A 20,196-nucleotide genomic window follows, 5' to 3' on the forward strand; every position below is an offset into this window, starting at 1 on the left:
CTTGTAATTTAGGCTAAACTACTAGTAAAAAGAAAAATAATGCAAAAAAGGTTGTTTTTTCCTAAACTTACTAGTATAATAGTCGATAAGTTTGATAGCTGTTGGAAATTTGTCGTTTATTGTCAAATGCCCGATAGACTACTTTTAATACCGAAGGGAGAAACACACAAAGATGAACAAAAAGAAAGCAATCAAAATCGCTACTGCTTCTGCTATCGCTGCTTCTGGTTTCGTAGCCGCTGCTCCAGTACAAACATCAGCTGCTCCAAACATTAAAGGGGAAGTTGCTAAAGCGAAGGACGTAATGTACAACGCAATGTATGCATACAGCAAGCCTTGGTTGGCTACAGGTGAACTTGTAGACCGTACTGTTGCTTACAACGCATACAAAAAAGGTGAAGCACAATACAAATATGCAGTAAACTATGTAAACAAATACGAAAAAAATGCAAAGGTTAAAGCTGGACTCCTAGCTGATCTTGCAAGCGTACGCACAAAATACTTGCTTGGCCGTTCTTTGAATTACATAAAGTCTTGGAACGCTCTTGAACTTCAAGTTGAGCCAGCTGCTAAGAAATTAGACGCTGTCGTTGCATCTGCAACAACTGAAGAGCAAATCAGAGATGCACAAGCTGAATTGAAGAAAGTATACGATGCACAACAAGCAGATCTTGCTGCAGTTGTTGAATCAAGCATCGAAGCTCATGTTAAGAGTGAAGCTAAAACAGCATACGACACTTCTTACGCTAAAGCTGAAGCAAGAGCTGAAGTACTTTCTGTTCCTAAAGTTTCTAGTGTAAGTGCGATTAACGCTTCTCAACTTCAAGTTAAATTCTCTCAGCCAGTTCTTGAATCTGATGTAATTAATGGGACTGCACCTTCTGCAGCTTTCACTATTACTCCTGAAACTGTTGACGGTGTAGCATCAGCAATCCCAGGTACATTAGTTGCTGATTTATCTGACGATGGTAAAACATTGACACTGACAACTGCTGCAACTTATAAGTTTGAAGGAACTTACACTGTTGAAGTAACTAAAAATACAGTTAAAGCAGTAAAAGATGGTGCTTTCCTTCCTGCATTTGAAGGTACTGTAGCAGTAAAAGATACTGCTCGTCCAACTTTGAAAGGTCTTACTTACAATGCTGCTGGTACTGTAGCGTATTTAGAATTTAGCGAATCAATCACTACAAAAGATGGTGCTTTCAGCATAACTAGCGTTAAACGTGCTGATGGTGTTGCTTTAGATGCTACAACAGTTTTAGATACTACAAAATTTGCTAATAGCTCAACAAAGCGTAATGTAGTTGAAGTTGATTTGGCTGCAGTTGCTGTAGCAGACGAAAACAAAAATATCAATATTAACTTTGTAGGATTAAAAGATGAAGCTGGAAACCTTGTATCACCAAATCCAGTTTCTATAACAGTTAATAAAGATACTGCTGTTAAGGCTCAAGCAACTATATCTTCAGTTAAGCGTACATCTGTAACTAATTTAGAAGTAACTTTTGATAAAGAGTTAGCTACTGCACCAACTGACGTTACGGTTGCTGGTGTAACTACAGGTGTAGGTTCAATTAACGTATCGGCAACAAATCCTAAAGTATACAATGTTACTTTGACTTCTGGACAACAGGCATTAACTGGAATTCAAGATGTAACAGTAACTGGTTTCAAAGGACACAACGCTTCTGCAGCTGTTACTACACCTGTTGCAAAGATTGTTGACTTTACAGTTGAAAAAACAGCTCCAACTATTACTTCAACTTCATTAACAAAAATTAGTGGTGTTGATTACTTAGTCGTAAACTTAGACGAAGAAGTTGCTTTAGGTGACTTAGCTGCTGGTACATTTACCGGTACTGTATCTAAGCCAAATGGGGATTTAGACGTAATCCCAACTGTAGATTTTACTACACCAACTTTGCATAACGCATCATTAACTGCAACAAAATCAAAATCAGTTAAAATTAACTTGTCAACTTTGACAACAAGCACTCCAGCTCCTGGTACCGCGTTTACGTTTACACCTGGAACTTATAGCTTAGATATTTCTGCTGGTATCGCTAAAGATTCATTTGGAAATCCTTCTGCGAAAAAAGCAACTGCATTTACTGTGAGCACATCTACTGCTAAATTGCCTGCACCAACAGGTGTAGCTTCTAAAGCGAATACACCAGGTGTAGTAGTAGTTTCATTTGCTAATAAAGTGGATGTTGCATCTGCTCAAACTGCATCTAACTACTCAATCGAAGGTGCTACTATTACGGGCGCAAGAGTTGTTACAAACACTGCTACAGGAGCAACCGTGGAATTATCTATCGCTGCTGGCACAATCAGTCATGAAGGTGTACGTAATGTAACAGTTAAAAATGTAAAAGGTTATGCTGATAGCTTCGCAGCTATGGCAGACTACACAAATATCTTAGCTTTTGATGAGAACGTAGCTCCTAAATTGGAAGCATCAAACGCTGTTAAATTAACTGCTACTAACACAATCGTTGTAGACTTTGATGAAGCATTAGTTGATGCTTCTACTGGTAATGACTTCGATGTTTACCAAAATGGAGTTAAAGTTGCTTCTTTAAGTGCTCTTGATGGTTCTGATGCATCTAAAGTTGTTATTACACTTACAACTCCAGTTGCATCTACTTCTGGATTAGTAGTAAAAGCTGCATCTACAATTGATTTGAAAGATCTTAAGAAGAACAGTGTAATATTCTCTGATACTGCTGTTTCTAACTAATCTCTAGAAAACTAGGGGTAGAATAACAAAAAAAAGCAGAAGGTTGAATTCTAGCCTTCTGCTTTTTTTACACCTCATAATTGCTATGAGATGTGGTGCTCCCTTCACGCATACACATAATTGTGGGGTGTAAAAGAAAACAGAGAGTATGTATCTCTCTGTTTTTCTATTTCAGCCGAATCAAATAGAATTGTAAATTTATATTATTACAATGAATGACATTAACAAATGCCCCTAATTCCTTTCGAGGAGTTAGGGGTGTTTCTATTTGAGGAGGAAAAGAAATGTTGTACTTGAATTGGTTTGTATGGAGAATGAAAAAGACGTTCAAGATAGAAGTACAGGAAGATGGGGTGAGTTATGAAGCTTATGATTTCTATCATGAAGACCTGGATGAATTACTCATCCCTACGCACCACCTAGAAAAGCTGCCTAATCCGTTGCTCTTTGCGACTCTCATGTATGTCGATGACAAGGGATATGAGTGGATAGTGGGAATGGTATTAGAAGAGGAGACTAACAGAAAACTGTACGAAGTGTGGATAAGAAACGGGGAACCAATTGCCTATGAGCTATATGTTTGAAAAAGGAAATCAGTTGAGGAGGCACACGACATTCCTAAGGGGGGGTTCACGACAAAACTTTTAGTATTCTATAACCGTCGTAAGCGGGAAGGGAAAGGAACTTCCAAATGAATATGAAAGACACGTAAAAGGCTATTGGTGTATAACGACATACATCAATAGCCTTTTCTATTTTTGGGAGTGAATCAAGTTTGCATGTAGAAGTGTTTTCGACCTGGCTTTTTGCGGAAGGCAAAGTAGTCAAAACAATTGAATCCTATATGAACGATGTAACAGGATTTGAAAAGTACCTTCAGGAGAAGCTGATGGACGTACCGGTTCTATCACGCTTCTCTTTCGAGAGGTATCTCTCCAGAAAATACGATGATGTAATATATTGCTTGTTCCCTAGTCGGTGACAGTACCAAAGGGAAAACAACCGTTGTACTCCTGGCTGCTTTCATATTTGGTATGTCATCTATCAAGAAAAAGGGATTGATGAAATCCTGGAACGGAACAAAGCATGCTATCTCAAACATGTTGGGCGGAAACTACGGCATACCGGCTGTGATGGATGAACTTTCTAAGAGTGTTGCTAAGTCTCTGACAAGTGACCTCTATGTGCTGACCAATGGACAGGAGAAATCCCGATTGACTGACGAGATGAAGCAACGGAAGCAAGCGACATGGGCAACAACCATCATTTTACAGGCGAACAGTCTATCTTTGAGCGAACGAAAAAATAATCCCTAGAACATTGTTAAACGAATTTAAAGATGTGGCCAGCAATGAGTATAAGGGATTAATTGCGATCTCAATCTAATCAAACCTAAACGGTCAATGGCTTCTTCAACAGTAATGTTTATAAAATTGAACCTGACATAGGTTCTGAGTAAATGGACTGGTATGGCAATTTGGTTAGGGAATAATTGATTAAAGTAATTGGCAATGTTATAGAGTGAATCCCTTTCTGCTTTAATGTTAATAATGCTTTTTTGGTATAAAGGTCTAGTAACCCGGAAATTCTCATCTATACATTCGCACGTGCAATTAGGATCGCCTATAGTACCGCAAGAACAAGTTACACTGGAATCACAGCAAGCGGATGAAGTTGAAGAAGATCCGCAATCACAGCAATGATCTAAACTATTGTTCAATATGATTCCTCCATGACTTTGAACGTTTTAAACATTTAATAGTTTAAACAATTACTTCTTAGAATTTTTCTCGTGCTCACCGGCAGGATACAGTATTTATCTGATTATAAGGGATCCTCATCACGGTAAAGGAATTGGCGTCCACACAATAAAGATAAGTAGTATCCACATGTATGGGGAAAACTGCATAAGTTCCTCCCAGCGAATCAATGTTGACAAGCCGGCTTAAATAGCCCTGGAAATTTGAAGCGTCAGTTGCACGATATTCAGATGCTCTTTTTCTCACAATCTTCCTCCTAATTCACACATTGGTATTGGGTAATGTCAGTATAATTAAATGTAACGTTATCCATTAATACCCCGGCGGCATTTCTACAGATTCCTACCATGTTAGTCGGATTAACCTTCGTTATATAAAATAACAATGGGCTGGGATAAGCAGGAACTACATTATGGCTAATCATGATTGGTTTTGATACATAATGGTATAAAGTGTATACATCTGGCATTGCTCTCGCACCTTTCTATAGCTGTAACGGTTCTTTATAAAATATATTCATAAAAAAGGATTCCGCAGCTTTTCCCAGCTGTTTAATTGATTCAGACTGGCATCGTTTCTGAAACTGCCCCATTTCTCCATTGTTGTAATTCGCAATTCCATTCAATTTCAATAGCAAAAAAAAATTGCTAAATATAAAAATAATTAATGGATAAAGTAAAATTGAGTATTTTGTAATTCTCGAATTTGCAGGAGGTTATTAAAATAATGGAAGTCAAGAATTCAAAGTCAACAGAAATTACTAATCCCAATCCAAAAATGTTTTTTCAGCCAAAGATACTGGATGACCGAATTGCTGTCGCCCGTCCGGATGTGTTTCCGAGTCGTTGTGTAGGGCAAATTGAAATTAAAGTGAAAAATGGAGGGTGGCATCAGGCCTCAGGTTCGCTAATAAGTGACTATACGGTGTTAACCGCTGGCCATGCTGTCAAAAGTTCAAATAATGAATTTTTCGAAATAGAAACCTTCCGTTTTATCCCTGCCCGCAATCATGCGAATATGCCATATGGTGTTTACGATTGGCATAGAATGAGGGCTGTCTACAATGGGGGATCCAGGGATTGGGCATTAATTTCCCTTGCTCATCCTGCTGGTTTCAGAACAGGCTTTTTAGGAACAATCGCTAAATATCCAGTGAGCCGGTGGGCAAATGAAGGGGATCATTTTCAGCATATTGGTTTTCCGGGCGACCATGCTGACGAGATGTGGATTGATGAGGATGGTGCCTGTACTGCGATACATGATGGAAGGCAGATAAAGACAGATATCGATGCCGCCCATGGGCAATCAGGCGGTCCGTTAACTCTTAACTGGTCATCTTCTGGTGTTCCGCAGGTTGCTGGATGCCTATCATGGGGACCGAACGATGTTGAAGATCCCAATTACTTTACACCAGGTTATGAAGATGTTAAGACTGACGTCTGGATGCAGGTGTTATGCGATGAATACGGGAAGATACATTCAGATGACCGCTTTGGGGGATGTTCAGAATCGAAATCAATTAAAGAAGTAATCACTACGGAAGGTATGCTGCCAAACTATGAAGTTCCCTATATCTTTGCTGACGATAAGGGCCCTGCCATACGCCGTTTTAGTCCAAAGTTTAGGGAGCAGTGGCTAACACCAAACCGAATGAGGAAAATTTTAGATGAAAAGGGCAAATAGTGCTTAATAAATAAAACCTTCTTATAATTTAAAAAAGACCGGCCCAAACGATCATTTAATGTGATGTTTGGTGTCGGTCTTTTTTATATAAGATGAGTATATTTCTTTATCGAAAAACAACTTAGTTTCTTATTGGATATTAGTCAAACCTTACTGCATCTTTTTTAAAGTTAAGCTAAAGGATGATCCGCCTTTTAGAAGGTTCCTATTCCCTGATCCATCAGTAGAGACTGTATGAGCCAAAGTTGCAAAAGTGATTTCTCCAGAAATGAGTTCGACAGGGCCGGCTCCTTCATAGTAATCATCCGTCTTCACCCAAACACCAAGATGATCTGGACCAGTTTCATAGATTTTGTTTTCGATATCTATGCGGCCATCCACTCCTGTTACAGAATCAGGATCAAAATAATTATATCCATGCAATTCAACATCGTATAAAGTTCCTGTAGTATCCTCTTTAACGGGTTCAATGTCGACATAACCGCGGCCGCTGCTGCCATTATTGGCGATTGTATGTCCATTCATTGTTATCTTAAAATCAAATGAGTTTACACTCTCCATTTTTTCACTAAATGTAATTCTTAGTTTTTCATCCGATAATTGCCCCACCGATACTAATTCCGGTTTAACAGTATCAGTGCCAGTAGCATTTTTGTTTAACGTGACAGGGAACGCGTCACTTTCCCGTACCAATGTGTTACCCATTTGGTCCTTAAGATTTTTAACTTTTAACGTTGATTTCTGGTTATCTGTAACCGCTGCCTCTGGTAGGATAATTGAGATAACATTTCTTGGTGTCATCTTCATCCATTTAATCGATGTTCCAGTTGGCAATGCATTTCCGTCCAACGTATAGTTAGCTTTATTATAGACACTTGCGCTATCCAGATTACTCCACTCACTGACAGGTATTTGGATTGTTCTGCCGCCTGACACAGTAGGAGTTAAGACTTTTGGAGATGCTTTGTCATTTAAAATATCTAGAACCATTTCTTCCATGGCACGGGCAGGTTGAAGATATTTTTCATACAAAGGGCGTTTAACGGACTCTCCATATAACACTCTAATAGTACTTTCAAGTGTTTTAGTTGATTTAACAAAAGCATCATACTTAGGTTTAAGTGTTTTTTGGTTAATGGAAGGCTTGTGAATGATTCCATCCAACTCGTTTAATTTCTTGCTAGAATCAGCTGCTGAATAAATCGCTTTATTGAATGCTACGGTTCTATTAATCTTTGTTTTGACACCTTGAAGCTTTGTTTGGAGTCCTGTTTTCTTCGATGACGCTTTTAAGCTTGCTACTGCCTGGCTTGCTTTTGCATAGGCTTGATTAGCTGTAGTTAGCTCTTTGCCAATGACATGAAAACGCTTTGGTGTGGAGTATAAAGTATGAAGAACGGCTCCCGCCTTTTCTGCTTGGGAAACAAGCGACGTTGCTTGTGAGACAGTTGCTGCATCTGCAGAAGCAGGTGCTATCAAGCTTACTGAAACCGCAGTAATAACGGCTGTATTCAAGATCGTTTTTTTCATTTCATTTCTCTCCTTACTTTTTATCTCTCAGGAATATTTTACATAACATTACAGTTTTTTTATATGGTAAATAGTACTAAAAATAAGATGGGCGCCAAGCGACATTCAATTAATTGCCTTGTGCTTTCTTATTCAAAATTGCAAGTTTTGTCGAAGGAATTCTAAAGTGAAAGGAAAGCCTAAATGATATTATAAAAATAGGTATTTTGAAACTTTTTCCAGTACTATCCGTCTAGTATATTTGAAGAAGATGGAAATAAGATTTACAGTTTAGCAGAAAAGTAAATCTACTTTGTAGAAAAATTAGGGGGAAAATATGAAACGATTTGTAAAAAAAGTGGCCATGCTTAGTGTATGTGCCGGATTAGTGCTTCCTGCTACAAGTCTCGGCGCACCCAACGCATTCGCGGAAAAAGCGAGTACATTTGCTATCAACCAGAAGTTTAGCCCACAGAAAAACCACCCATTTGGCCAGGTGAACACACCTAAGGAAAAAGAAGAGAAGTCGCCATTCAGTGAAGATACGATTCTCATTAAATATAAACAACCTCTATCTGCAGGGGATCATAAGCTGGCTGGCGCAACGATTTCAAAGCAGCTTCCCAGCCAGAAATATGTAGTAGTGAAAGTGAAAAACAAACAGGCACAGGAAAAGGCATTAAAAGCTTATTCCAAAAACCCTAAGGTTGCTTCGGCAGCTCCGTCTGTACTGTTCCAAAAACAAGGGTTTGCTGACCCAAAAGTGGACAAGCAGTACCAGCTGTCCATGTTGAATATTAACAAAGCCCAGTCTCTAGCTGGCACTAGGAAAGTGAAAGTAGCGGTTATTGATGGAGGCGTCGATAAAAATCATCCTGAACTAAAGAATAAGCTAATCTCCAGCTATAATGTGTTAAACCCTGTTAATCCGGGGCTTCCTGATGCCCATGGAACCCATGTTGCCGGAATTATCGCAGCTGAGAAGAACAATGGCATAGGAGGTTATGGAATAAACGCAAACGCGGAAATTCTATCAATCGATGTTTTTGGGAGAGCTTACACTACGAATGATTATACGATTGTTCAAGCAATAGACGAGGCGATTAATAAAGGCGCCAAAGTTATTAATATGAGCATTGGGTCTTTGGGTTCTTCTCCGATGTTAGAAGAAGCGATTCAAAGGGCGGTTGCCAAAAAGATAACCATCGTAGCAGCTGCAGGGAATGAGGCCAGTGATATCCGCAGTTATCCTGCTTCTTACGAAGGCGTTATCAGTGTTGGTTCAGTAAACAAACAGAAAAATTTATCGTTCTATTCGAGCTTTGGGCCTACGGTTGATATTGTGGCGCCGGGGGAAGAGATTTACTCATCCCTCTATGATTATGAGAAAAAATCAACCTTCCAAAATATGAGCGGAACTTCAATGGCATCACCGGTTGTCGCAGGAGCTGCTTCTCTGTTATTGGCCAAACATCCGGGGTTAACGCCTGTTCAAGTGGAATATATCTTGGAAACAACAGCCAATAACTTAGGTATATCCGGATATGATACGAAATTCGGAAGCGGACTTGTAAATCCTGTTGCCGCTCTATCTTATGACATTAAGAAGATACCTGCCTTTGTAAAAGAAACGTGGACAGACAAAGAAATACTTGCAAAATCTACGGCGATTGAAATCGCCAAGCCTTTTGAAACGAAGAAATTTTTTACAAAACCATCTGAACAGCATTGGATTAAGTTTCCTGTCAAGGAAGGCGAGTATATCCAATCGGCAGTGAAAAGTGCCGATGAGTATGACCATAAATTAAAGATTCATTTCTACGGCGAAAATGAGAAGAAATCATTGGAAGTGAATAACGTACGTGATAAAGGGGTGGAAGGAAAGCTGGTACAAGCCCCGTTTGACGGTACGATAGCGATTGGCGTTATGGATGTTAATGGAAACTATGACAGTTCTTCTGCCAAAAAAGACAACTATACACTTCAGGTGTTGAAGCAAGTAACTCTTCCTGAGGATGCGTCAACACTTGAGAATATGCAAGATATTTCTACAGTACCTTATATGAACAGTGAACATACATTGATCAGCGAGGAAAAAGTTGATAACGATTATTTCACATTTATAACAAATGAAGAAAAGCTCTATAATTTTAAAACAACGGGTGTTCCTGGTGTGGACAGCATGATCAGTGTTTACAGCGAGGAGCAAGTTCTTCCTCCGCAGGAAGATGGACAACCGTCGCTTACTGAGGAAGAAAAACGCGAAGCACTAAAAGAAGTGCTGGAAGGGGAACAATCTGGCGGCGCGGAAGCCATGAGTAACAGGGGAAGAGTAAGTGAAGGTGAATCTTTATTCTTTAAAGCACAGCCGGGTATGAAATACTACGTCAAGGTTACGAACAAACCGGAACTTAATGAAGAAATAGATTTCTTTTTCGGCATTGGCGGATTTTTTGACAATGGTAAGATTGAAGTCGAATCTTCGGTTGTCCCATATACATTGACAGTGGACTCAAAAGCCATTCCGGAAGATGAAGATATCTTCCCGCTTGAAGGCGAGGAAGAAGAAGAGGATCGCGAGTTCTCGGAAGAAGAATATTATCAAGAGCTTGAGAGCATGATTGAGCAATATAAAGAGAGTGCTGTTCCGTACACAGTAAATGAGAATGCCGATGGTTATTTGCAAAGTGAGGAAGATCAGGATGTATTCCAAATGAAACCTGATAAAACGGGGATCTATAAATTTGATATTCCGAAATCGAATGGCCAGGGCTTTCTTTTGGAAATTGCACATTTAACAAGTGAGAAACTTGAGGACGGCAAAACAGTGCCGGTCTTACAGACTGTCGGAGTAAATATAAATGGGAGTGGTTGGGGAACGCTGATCGATTCCTTCTATACAGCACTTAAAGCAGGAGAAACCTATTTTATGTCCGTTAGTCCTAACTTCTTTGAAGATGATTTTTCCTATCAGCCGTATCAGATCAGTTCGAAATACGTGACGGGAGACCTCTCCGATAAATATGAAGAGAATGATATTTTCAAGAATCAAACGAAGCCGATAAAAGATGGCGGTAAGATTACCGGTAACTTTGCGGTACCTAATGATCTGGATGCATTTTACTTCCAGCCTGTTAAAACAGGGGTCTATACGACTTTAATGGAACGAGGTACACCAGATAGTAAGCTGGTCAGTAAACTGCCGAAGGAATTGTTTGCTCCTGTATACGGCTCAACAGTTGTCATTGAAGATGTCAATAATAATAAAAAATACGATGAAGCGGATTTAGAAAGCTACACGGTGATTGAAAATGGAATAGATAGCGGCAGCACGTATGGTTCCTTTAAAGCTAGCAAAGGAAAAGGCTACTTCATCGTTTTACAAGGCTTTATCGATGGAGGCCAATTTTTAAGCCTTAATCCGTATAACTTCACTCTTGCTGCTGCTAAAGCAACGGATGAAGATGCCAAATCCGTAGTGAAAAGCAATAAACCATCAAAACCACTTGCATTAAAAACAGTCAATTCCAGCACACAAAGTGCTACAGGATATTTAAACAGCGGTAAAACGTTCGGCGATGATGACTGGTTTGTATTCACACTTTCGAAAGATACGACAGTAAGATTCGATCTATCTTCAGGAAATGAAACAGATATGGTGCTTTCACTGTACCAAAACGGAAAGCTTTTGAACAAAACGGACTATTATACAAATGGAGATACAGAGACTCTATTTAGATCACTTAAAAAGGGTACTTATCACATTAAAGTCCAAGATGTATTTGGTAACTCTTCTATCAAACCATACGGCTTGAAAGTGGTAAAGCAGAAGTAACATAAGGGTGACAGGCACCTTCCGGATTTCTGGAAGATGCCTGTTTCCATTTACTCATTTTTTATGAAAAACTTACTTGTATTAAAAGAAGCGCACCTTTTGTTATGATGATACTTTAGTAAGTCATACACAGAGGTGTGAGCCAAATGAAAAACCCTAGTGCTTATATATATGAAATTCATTATTTACGGGCGGTTGCCTGTTTATTTGTTCTTCTCGTCCATGTTTCAGCAGCATTTTCTAACCAGCAGGGGCGGTTCAATGACTTTACTTTTTTCATCAATCAGATTAGCCGATTTGGCACCCCGCTTTTCGCTGTCATTAGCGGTTTTTTGCTTTTTTACCAGGTAAGGAAGAAAGGCTTTAATATAAAGAAGTTTCTGTCCTCACGGGTTACAAAGATCGGTATGCCCTTTATGTTCTGGAGTATCTTCTATCTGCTGTTTATGTTCGTAATGGAAGATGTAAACCCGTTCCTTATAGGTGAGAATGAGTTTTTAATTAACTTCGCCGCAGGTGAGTCATTTTATCATCTTTACTTTATGTCTTTAGTGTTTCAGTTTTATTTGATATTTTTAGTTCTCCAGTTATTCCGTTCCAAAATAAGCTGGTTTCTCCTTTTAATACTATCCATACTAGCGAACGTTTATTTTTTAACCGGCTTTGATCCAACCCATTTTAAAGGATTGTGGCAGTTTGCTTTAAGTAAGCGTGCCTTCTTGCCTAACTGGATATTCTTTTTCGTTTTCGGCGGCTTTCTCGCATATTATTGGGAAGGGTTGTACAGTTTCTCAAGAAAGTACCGGAAAGCACTGGCGATTATGTCCATCATCGTTACAATCCTGGCCGTTTATGAATATAAAGCAGTTGGATCAATCCCATCTAACCGGGTAAGCAATATCATCAACATTCCGTTACTAACACTATTTATTATTGGAATGGGGGACAAAATCAATCAAGTGAATTGGTTGAAAAAAACACTCACGAAAATAGGTACTTTATCCATGGCCATTTATTTAGTCCATCCATTGGTGTTATATCTCATTCAGGAAATCGCTCCGCCTGTCATTTGGCAAACCCGTTTTTTCCCAGTTGTTTTTTTAATTATTCTAGGGACGACGATCGCGGTTGTGAATCTTATCCAGCTATTCCCGAAAAATGAATATATTTTAACTTTGCCAAAGATAAAGAACAGGAACAGTACAAAAGAGGAAGTTCGAGCTATTGCTTAATAAAAAAGAATCGAGGAAACTTCTCGATTCTTTTTATATTATTTAACATTAACAAATTCATTTTCTGTTGATACGAAATTTCCGATTCCCGATGTAAGGCGGATTCCATTAAATCCGTTTTTTAATGTGTTATCAGTGATGTTTATATCTTGTAAAGAAGCTTTGGCATTGGGGCCTGTGCTGGTTGCATTAATGCGAATTAAATCAGAATTGCTATAATTTGCTCCGTTTGAAATTGTATTGTTTGTTATTTGCACATTGTTTGTTCCGGTTAACTCTATTGCCGCGAAATAGCTTCCAGCACCGCTAATGTTATTCCCATCTACCACCACATCATCCGAGGTTATATAGATGGCGGACGTCATATCGAATTGATTATGGGTAGCTATAGTTCCTGGGTTATTTTTATTAAAAGAGTTAATGATTTTGTTCTTCTTAATCGTTACTCCCGGACTCCTTACTTCTATCGCGCGGTCACGCACCCGGGTAAAGGTATTATTTTCTATGGCAACATCGGTTGGTTGGGTAAAACCTTTGACTAATATTGCATCGCTAGTATTGCGGGGGCCAATTCTATCAAACAATGAATTTTTAATGACGACTTTTTTTCCTGGCTTCATTCCTGTTTTAGAGGGAGCGATCATCATTCCCGCTGCTTGCTTGGAGTTTCCGATATTATATTTGCCATTAATGTTTTTGACCTGAACAGCATCAAATGTTACCTGGCTTGCATTTCCATCCAGCCGGATGCCTACTGGGATCTGTTTTTTAAATAGGGGCGCCTGGGTAATATTCTGTATCACGGTTTTAGTTATGGTTATATCATTCATATTAGGGCTAATGTATACTCCCTGTACGCTTTGATTGTTCCCATCGACAACGAGACCTTCAATTCTCACTTTGCTACCGTTGATTTTCATTACGTATGAATATGGCTTGAGAGATTTCAAAATCGCACTGGTCCCGATAATCGTTACATTGCTTGGAATGGAAAGATATCTGACACGGTAGGTTCCTTTTGGAATAAGTACTTGTTTATCCTTAGCTGCTGTAATTGCCTTTTGGATCGCATTTGTGTCATCTGTTTTGCCGTTGCCCTTTGCTCCGTAAGATTTTACATTAATGACGGTTGCCGCACTGGCTTTTAGTGAAGAAAAGTCTGTATGGAATACAAACAGGCCGATGACAAGCAAGCCAATGATCCATTTCTTTGAATTCATCGGTACACTTCCCTAGTTTTATTTACAATTGACTAATGTATTATCGCTTAATGTCACATTTCGTATTGGGCTGGCGAAGTAAATGCCATTGGACCCGTTTTCTAAATGATTGCCGGTAATGGTTAAGTCTGAGATGGCTTTTGTTCGGTTTCCAACACTATTAACTCGAATTAATGGATTTGTACGATATCTGGAGGTAAATCCGTTTTCCAGTTTGTTGTTTCTAATCGTAACATTGTGTGCACTATCGATGTCGATAGCCGCAGAATAGCTTCCGCTTCCACTAATTGTATTGTCTTCTATTAATATATCGCTCGCATAAACCGAAATCGCGGAAAACATATCATGGGTATTCGTTTCAGCATAGGTTTGATAATGGTTGTTTCCGTTAAATGAATTGATGATGGTGTTACCCGTTATGACAGCGCCGGGATCTTGAATCTTGATTGCACGTTTGTGGTTATTCTCGAATTTGTTATTTTTAATTGTGAGAGTTACTTTTTGTTTAAAATTTTGGACATTGATCCCATCCCCATCATCTTTTGGACCGATTCCATCAAATAATGAATCCTGGATAACGATATTTTCAGGTGCCTTTTCAGGTTTGCTGACTGAATAAGGCATGATGAAAACTCCTCTTGCAACATAGTGGTTTCCGGACGATTTTACAGGCACCCTTGAATAGATGTTTTTAATCGTAGATCTATCGATTGTAATATTTTTAGTATTTCCAAAGATACGAACACCGGATGGGATTGGATGATTATGTAGCTTGGGATTGCTGGTGGAGAAATTTTGGATTGTTGTATTCTGAATCAAAATATTCTCAGAACCCATTGATATATAAATGCCGGTTAATACTTTATCGATCCCATCTATCGTGAGGTTTGATATTTTTATGTTACTTCCTTTTAGGATCATACAAGTACGCGTTTCGCCTCGAGCCTGTAATACAGCTCCTTGGCCCTGAAGAGAAATGTTACTCGGAAGGTTCAAAGATTTTATCATATATGTACCTTCAGGAAAAATTACGGTTTTCCCTGCTGATGAGTTAATCGCTTGTTGGATGGCCTGAGTATCGTCAGTAACCCCGTCACCTCTCGCGCCAAATTGTTGCACATTTACTGTTTCAACACCATTAGCTAAAGAAATATTGTAAAAAATCGTAGAAAGTGTAAGCAAGATGACGATAGATAATAGTGCTAATTTCCATTTCCCCATTTATTAATCCTCCGTTTGGCCTAGATAATTATGTCTTACTACTATATATCGACAAATTCTGAGATTTTTTGAGAATAACTTCCTATCTTTATATTCTACTGGTACAGAGACTGAGCTTACAATATCAACTTTCAATTAATTTATGATTCGTTGTCTCTTGAAAAATAGGTATAGATCAAGGTGAAATCATAAAAAAACAAAAAGAGACTCAAAGTCGCTATAGCGACTTTGAGTCTCTTTTATTAATCAATCAAGGAAGGAGGTCAAATAACTGTCTTTCAGTACCTTCAGACACTGATCCAGTTCCACCGAAGATATACATGTGATCCGTTTCATCGGTATTGTCCATCAAGTAGGCTTGAACCTTTCCTTCAAGTTTGTTTGTGGTCGTTAATAGAATGGGTGCTCCAAAATAATTGGCAAGAGGTGCACCGGATAGTGCATCCGGGAATAGATCGCCTCTAGCAAACGTAACCATACCCAAGTCCATTCCAAAATTTTCGATCCCATATTCTGCGACATTAATGGCTACTTCATAACGATCTTTCCCGCTAATCCGTTCTATATGAGATCCTTTGCTTATTTCTCCCAGCTTCTTTAACACTGAATCTTTCACGGTTGCAGGCCCGCCTACTACAATGAAATTTTCAATCTCTGGGTGGCTTTTGATAAATGCTTGAATGGAATCAGGAATAGAACCGGATTTAACTGGTAAAATCGGCATACCTTCTAAACCGGCAATCCCGGAGGCAGAGAGAGCATCTGGAAAGACTTCGCCGCTTGCGATGATCGCTGTGTCTGATCCCATATTATCGGATACTTGTTCTGCTACACCTGCAGCGACCTCGAAACGGTCCCGGCCGCCAATTCTTTCAATCTCTGTAACACCAAGTTTCTCTAGCTCAGCTTCAACTGCAGTTGAAACAGATCCGGTTCCGCCAAGAATAATGGCACGCTCGGCTTCCAAAGCCGAAATTTCATTTTTCACTGTCTCAGGAAGTGTTTTTGTCTGAGTTAACAGAATGGGAGCTTCTTCTGCTGAAGCAAGAGGCCCGCCGGCCAAGGCATCAGGGAACATATCTCCTCTCGCTATGATAACTGTGCCGCTCATTTGCCCCAAACCTTGCAGTTCACTGCTTATTTTACTTGAAACTGCATATCTATCTTTTCCGTCGATACGTGAAATACCTGGAAGGGTAATAAAATAATTCGTAATGACAGAATTCCCTGCTTGGTTAGAGGCATACAAGGTGATGTCATTATAACCTTTTGTTAAATCTGCCTCATGGTCAAATTTCCCCTCGTTTACTGTCAATGAATGTTCTCCATTATTATCGTACAGCATCACAGAGCTTGCGTTGGTTGTGCCCGCTACCTGTAGTTTAGGAGAAGCTCCTTTGGACAATCGAGTTTCTTGTTTTGCGGGTGCTGTAATTTCTAATCCTGGAAGAGTAGTGTCAGGCGCTTGTGAAAAAGTCCCATTTAGCGAAAAGTCATACTCTTTCGTTTGGGCGTTCTCGCTAATTACTACAAATCCGTAGGTTCCGGCTGTTAAAGTATATGTGTCAGGGCTAGTTTCATCAGCGATTTCCTCAGTAGCACGATTATAAATAAGATAAGAAAGTTCATCTGTTGCTTGATGATTGGTTTTTACAGTAAAAACCCCGCCGTTTGTCGTAAACTGGTATTCATGCATACGAAACATATCTATTTGTTGCTTGTAGGTAACTGCTTCTGGGATTGTTTGTTCCGAGGAAGAAGACGCTGGTACAGCAACTGCTTCTGTATTGTTTTCGGTGAGCTCGTTTACAGCTTGAAGCTTGTTAATAGCTGATTCGTCATGGCTTTCTCCATGAACAGTTGGAACAATGAAGTAAGAAGTTAACAAAGACACAGCAGCAATGGCGGAAATTAATTTCGGTATCGCTTTCAATTCGTACACAGCCCCTTAATGAAATGTATTAGTAATCTATCTAATATTAGGATAAAAGGACACAAAAGAAATGAGACTAAAAGACTATAATTATATGGAAATATATGGACTAATCTCACCTTGTTCTGTAAACAAAAACTGACCTGTCAAGGTCAGTTTTTATCTCAAACTCATTGTTGCGGGAAAGTTTTAGTAAGAAGATTGTTTTCCAGTAGAAAAGAAGATATTTCTGTATCTTTTAAAATTTTGTTATAGCCTTTTTGGCACGCATTTACACTTACCGGTTTTTTGGTTTCATTATCGATGCATCTACCTGATGAAAAGATACCATCATGAGAAGCAACATAATCATAGTCATCTGAATAAAACGAGTAACGGGTAGTTTCATATGCAAACCCGACATACCCATTACGTTTCATGTCTAGCGGCTTTCCAAATTGGATAAGAGGGCGGTCAATGCCAAGCAGCGATGTTAATGTAGGATAGATATCCATTTGGCTGCCGACAATTTCATGAATTTCTCCTGTTTCTTGTTCAGGATGATGGATAATTAAAGGAACATTAAATCTCGTTTTTTCATCAAAGCTGACATCAATCAGCTTCTTCATTTCTCCTGTATCTTTTGGCAACGGGCCATAGTGGTCACCATATACAACGAAAATCGTGTCATCCCAGATATTTTCCACCTTTAAAAGATCGATAAATGTTCCAAGTGCTTGGTCAAAATAACGTGCACTTTGTAAATAGTTGCCGGTTGGAGTATCGGTGAATGAATCAGGAAGATTCAGATATTGATATTCCTTAGGCATCTCGAAGGGTCTATGGTTTGTTAAAGTAACTAGAAAACTATAAAAAGGCTTTTCTTCTTTTTTATATAGTTGCACCATTTGTTTGAAGATGCTTTCATCCGAGATACCCAAGCCGATGATTTCATCTTGCTTCAGTTTCGAATGATTAATATGGTAAAAGGCTTGAAAACCTTGTTCAGGATAAGCCAGCTGGCGGTTCCAAAAATCAGGCGTATTTCCATGTGTGGCACTCGTGCTATAGCCTTCACCTTTTAATATTTTCGCTAACGAAAGATACTCATTTGTTGGATATTGCTTATAAACGCCTCTTTCGGTCATTGGATAGATGGAATTATTGGCAACAAACTCAGCATCTGAAGTGTTCCCGTGCCCTATTTGCAGGTAAGTATTCGGATAGTAATGGCTTGTCTCTATCAGTTTATTTATATTAGGTGTCACTTCTGCACCGCTCACTTCAAGTCCAATTGGGAAAGTATTTAGAGATTCAGCCTGGATCATAATAACATTCTTTCCTTTAAACTTTCCATAAAAGGGAGAGCTTTTTTGATACAGTTGATTTTCTTTAAGATAGGTTCTTAACTCTTTCATTTTTACTTCATTCTGGAGGGCATTTTCCTTAGCTTCTGCTTTATTTAACATAGTGTTGGATAAATCATGGATATGGGCTGGGAGGATACCGGTTAACGCCACTTTATATTGATCTGAAAAGGTCTCCTTTAATGGATAAAAAGCAGAGATTAAGATAAGGGCCATACCTGAAAGGAATACGGCAGCCGTTCCTAAATACGTTTTGTCTGTGTTTTTCTTCTTATAGAAATAGATAAGCGCAATCGCGACAAAAGCAATATCAATCCAATACCAGAAATCCGTTCTGTATACCAGGGTTGCAATGGCTTCCTTAACATCTCCTACTTGATTGGCCTGGCTCAATAATTCGATGTGAAGAATAGAATCATAATAGCGTTCGTAAAGAACATCCGCATACAGTAGGAAGGAAACCAGTACATAAAAAAGGAAAGCCAAACTCACTTTTATCTTAGATTTTCCGGAAACGAGCAAACCTCCGATTAAAAGGCCAAGACCGATCGAGGATAGAAGCAATAGTTTTTTATGGGGCGCTAACTCCATTTCGTGAATGAAATAAAGGTTTTTTAATATCCAACAAAAACTAATAAAACCGATTGTAAATATAAATAATAGTATGGTATGTCTATGGTTTTTTAAAAATGAACGTACCAATTTAACTCACCTCATTACACTAATTCGCATGGCAAGGGGATATGGATATATTCTTTTGGCTGAGAAAGCCCAAATCTGGAATAATAATGAAAGGATTAGGGTAAAGAAATTTCAATAAATTGTAAACCTATGTTAACTTATCTTAACAAAAAATCAACAAATAATTAACCTTTTTATATTTCCATTCAGGGGAGTTACGAAACGGAAGCCAGTTCTTCTTGGACATTTGCAGAAGTCGTTGGATGTATGTTAACGTTATATTAACTAATGGATTATATATTTTTATAAGTATCAACAAATTTTTGTCCGTTTTTTACTGGCTATTAACAGGTCGGAGGGAGTATGTAACTATCATGAACAGTGAAGCAGAATTACAGAGATTAATCGAGAGTTTGAAAAACACCCCCCCAAAGATTATTGGAGGCTATAAAAAACCAGGATGGGCGATAAAGGCTTTAGAAAAGACAAGTAATGAATCTACTGAAGCTGAAAATAATATGATTACGGCTAAATCAGTGCTTGAAGCTAATGATGGGACTTATTATCCGGCTTTTCTAGTATTGGACATGAATAATAAAGGCCAGCTCGCGGGTGCTTATTTTCTTGCAGAGGAAGAAGATCAGTTCAGCCTGATCCCTTATGAAATTGCGAAAGAGTTCATTCAGAAGAAAGAGAGTGAGCTAACTCCTTTTAAATACCGTACTCTCGAAAAAATTGAAGGCGATGAATACCAAAAGAATTGGCCTGATTTTTCATAATAGCAGGACAAATCCTGAATTTTTAGGATTTCCTCTCAAATAGTTAATACAAAGAAAGAGGCTGACCCAAAGCGTTATTTTAACCTTTGGAGTCAACCTCTTTTTTAACATTTGTACCGTAATATGGCTCTCCTAAGCCTAAACTCAGAGATATTATCAAGTTTTTGGATTTATTATCAACTTTCGCATATTTATAATCGAATTTTCTGTTTTATTATCAACTTCGGCACATTTATTATCAACTTATCTAA

General features: G+C 38.7%; 15 protein-coding genes. 8 read left to right on the top strand and 7 right to left on the bottom strand.

Going from position 1 to position 20,196, the window contains the following annotated elements; all coding sequences use genetic code 11:
* Positions 1-172: 172 nt before the first annotated feature.
* The 4 genes from LQ216_RS06875 to LQ216_RS06890 all read left to right on the top strand — a co-directional run bounded on the left by LQ216_RS06875 (position 173) and on the right by LQ216_RS06890 (position 4,062).
* The gene (locus LQ216_RS06875) at positions 173-2,746 is read left to right on the top strand and encodes a hypothetical protein (RefSeq protein ID WP_230128189.1); all 2,574 of its coding nucleotides are present in this window, start codon (positions 173-175) and stop codon (positions 2,744-2,746) included.
* A gap of 284 nt (positions 2,747-3,030) precedes the next feature.
* The gene (locus LQ216_RS06880) at positions 3,031-3,330 is read left to right on the top strand and encodes a hypothetical protein (RefSeq protein WP_230128192.1); all 300 of its coding nucleotides are present in this window, start codon (positions 3,031-3,033) and stop codon (positions 3,328-3,330) included.
* Between the two features lie 191 nt (positions 3,331-3,521).
* Positions 3,522-3,728: a hypothetical protein gene (locus LQ216_RS06885; RefSeq protein WP_230128194.1), complete on the top strand. Its 207-nt coding sequence runs from the start codon at positions 3,522-3,524 to the stop codon at positions 3,726-3,728.
* A 43-nt stretch (positions 3,729-3,771) separates the two neighbouring features.
* On the top strand, positions 3,772-4,062 hold the full coding sequence (locus tag LQ216_RS06890; RefSeq protein WP_230128306.1) for a DUF927 domain-containing protein: 291 nt from the start codon (positions 3,772-3,774) through the stop codon (positions 4,060-4,062).
* Positions 4,063-4,542: 480 nt separating this feature from the next.
* Here LQ216_RS06890 and LQ216_RS06895 read toward each other — a convergent pair whose 3' ends face one another.
* Positions 4,543-4,752, bottom strand: coding sequence for a hypothetical protein (locus LQ216_RS06895; protein ID WP_230128195.1), 210 nt, complete (start codon positions 4,750-4,752; stop codon positions 4,543-4,545).
* A gap of 10 nt (positions 4,753-4,762) precedes the next feature.
* Positions 4,763-4,975, bottom strand: a complete 213-nt coding sequence (locus tag LQ216_RS06900) for a hypothetical protein (RefSeq protein ID WP_230128197.1) — start codon at positions 4,973-4,975, stop codon at positions 4,763-4,765.
* A gap of 257 nt (positions 4,976-5,232) precedes the next feature.
* Between LQ216_RS06900 and LQ216_RS06905 the strand changes: the two genes are divergently transcribed.
* On the top strand, positions 5,233-6,189 hold the full coding sequence (locus LQ216_RS06905; RefSeq protein WP_230128199.1) for a trypsin-like serine protease: 957 nt from the start codon (positions 5,233-5,235) through the stop codon (positions 6,187-6,189).
* A 150-nt stretch (positions 6,190-6,339) separates the two neighbouring features.
* Here the strand turns inward: LQ216_RS06905 and LQ216_RS06910 are convergent, their stop codons facing one another.
* Entirely contained in the window at positions 6,340-7,719 is a 1,380-nt protein-coding gene (locus LQ216_RS06910; RefSeq protein WP_230128201.1) for a hypothetical protein, read from the bottom strand.
* Positions 7,720-8,035: 316 nt separating this feature from the next.
* On the opposite strand from LQ216_RS06910, the gene LQ216_RS06915 reads away from it, so the two are divergent.
* Together LQ216_RS06915 and LQ216_RS06920 are read left to right on the top strand one after the other, a co-directional pair.
* Complete coding sequence (locus LQ216_RS06915) at positions 8,036-11,533, top strand: S8 family serine peptidase (protein ID WP_230128203.1); 3,498 nt, start codon at positions 8,036-8,038, stop codon at positions 11,531-11,533.
* Between the two features lie 146 nt (positions 11,534-11,679).
* A complete protein-coding gene (locus tag LQ216_RS06920; protein ID WP_230128205.1) occupies positions 11,680-12,765 on the top strand; it encodes an acyltransferase in 1,086 nt (361 codons plus the stop codon).
* Between the two features lie 38 nt (positions 12,766-12,803).
* Here LQ216_RS06920 and LQ216_RS06925 read toward each other — a convergent pair whose 3' ends face one another.
* The 4 genes from LQ216_RS06925 to LQ216_RS06940 all read right to left on the bottom strand — a co-directional run bounded on the left by LQ216_RS06925 (position 12,804) and on the right by LQ216_RS06940 (position 19,187).
* Positions 12,804-13,985: a glycosyl hydrolase family 28-related protein gene (locus LQ216_RS06925; protein ID WP_230128207.1), complete on the bottom strand. Its 1,182-nt coding sequence runs from the start codon at positions 13,983-13,985 to the stop codon at positions 12,804-12,806.
* 18 nt (positions 13,986-14,003) lie between these two features.
* A complete protein-coding gene (locus LQ216_RS06930) occupies positions 14,004-15,206 on the bottom strand; it encodes a glycosyl hydrolase family 28-related protein (RefSeq protein WP_230128209.1) in 1,203 nt (400 codons plus the stop codon).
* Positions 15,207-15,456: 250 nt separating this feature from the next.
* Positions 15,457-17,139, bottom strand: coding sequence for a cell wall-binding repeat-containing protein (locus LQ216_RS06935; protein WP_230128212.1), 1,683 nt, complete (start codon positions 17,137-17,139; stop codon positions 15,457-15,459).
* 170 nt (positions 17,140-17,309) lie between these two features.
* On the bottom strand, positions 17,310-19,187 hold the full coding sequence (locus tag LQ216_RS06940) for an LTA synthase family protein (RefSeq protein WP_230128215.1): 1,878 nt from the start codon (positions 19,185-19,187) through the stop codon (positions 17,310-17,312).
* 353 nt (positions 19,188-19,540) lie between these two features.
* Between LQ216_RS06940 and LQ216_RS06945 the strand changes: the two genes are divergently transcribed.
* Positions 19,541-19,945, top strand: a complete 405-nt coding sequence (locus LQ216_RS06945) for a hypothetical protein (protein ID WP_230128217.1) — start codon at positions 19,541-19,543, stop codon at positions 19,943-19,945.
* Positions 19,946-20,196: the final 251 nt, after the last annotated feature.

This window comes from Bacillus sp. CECT 9360 (genome assembly GCF_918741275.1).
Taxonomy (GTDB): Bacteria; Bacillota; Bacilli; order Bacillales; family DSM-1321; genus Peribacillus.

Coding starts and splice junctions, on each gene's coding strand:
- LQ216_RS06875 (WP_230128189.1), top strand. CDS start 173: ATGAACAAAAAGAAAGCAATCAAAATCGCTACTGCTTCTGCTATCGCT.
- LQ216_RS06880 (WP_230128192.1), top strand. CDS start 3,031: ATGTTGTACTTGAATTGGTTTGTATGGAGAATGAAAAAGACGTTCAAG.
- LQ216_RS06900 (WP_230128197.1), bottom strand. CDS start 4,975: ATGCCAGATGTATACACTTTATACCATTATGTATCAAAACCAATCATG.
- LQ216_RS06905 (WP_230128199.1), top strand. CDS start 5,233: ATGGAAGTCAAGAATTCAAAGTCAACAGAAATTACTAATCCCAATCCA.
- LQ216_RS06910 (WP_230128201.1), bottom strand. CDS start 7,719: ATGAAAAAAACGATCTTGAATACAGCCGTTATTACTGCGGTTTCAGTA.
- LQ216_RS06915 (WP_230128203.1), top strand. CDS start 8,036: ATGAAACGATTTGTAAAAAAAGTGGCCATGCTTAGTGTATGTGCCGGA.
- LQ216_RS06920 (WP_230128205.1), top strand. CDS start 11,680: ATGAAAAACCCTAGTGCTTATATATATGAAATTCATTATTTACGGGCG.
- LQ216_RS06925 (WP_230128207.1), bottom strand. CDS start 13,985: ATGAATTCAAAGAAATGGATCATTGGCTTGCTTGTCATCGGCCTGTTT.
- LQ216_RS06930 (WP_230128209.1), bottom strand. CDS start 15,206: ATGGGGAAATGGAAATTAGCACTATTATCTATCGTCATCTTGCTTACA.
- LQ216_RS06945 (WP_230128217.1), top strand. CDS start 19,541: ATGAACAGTGAAGCAGAATTACAGAGATTAATCGAGAGTTTGAAAAAC.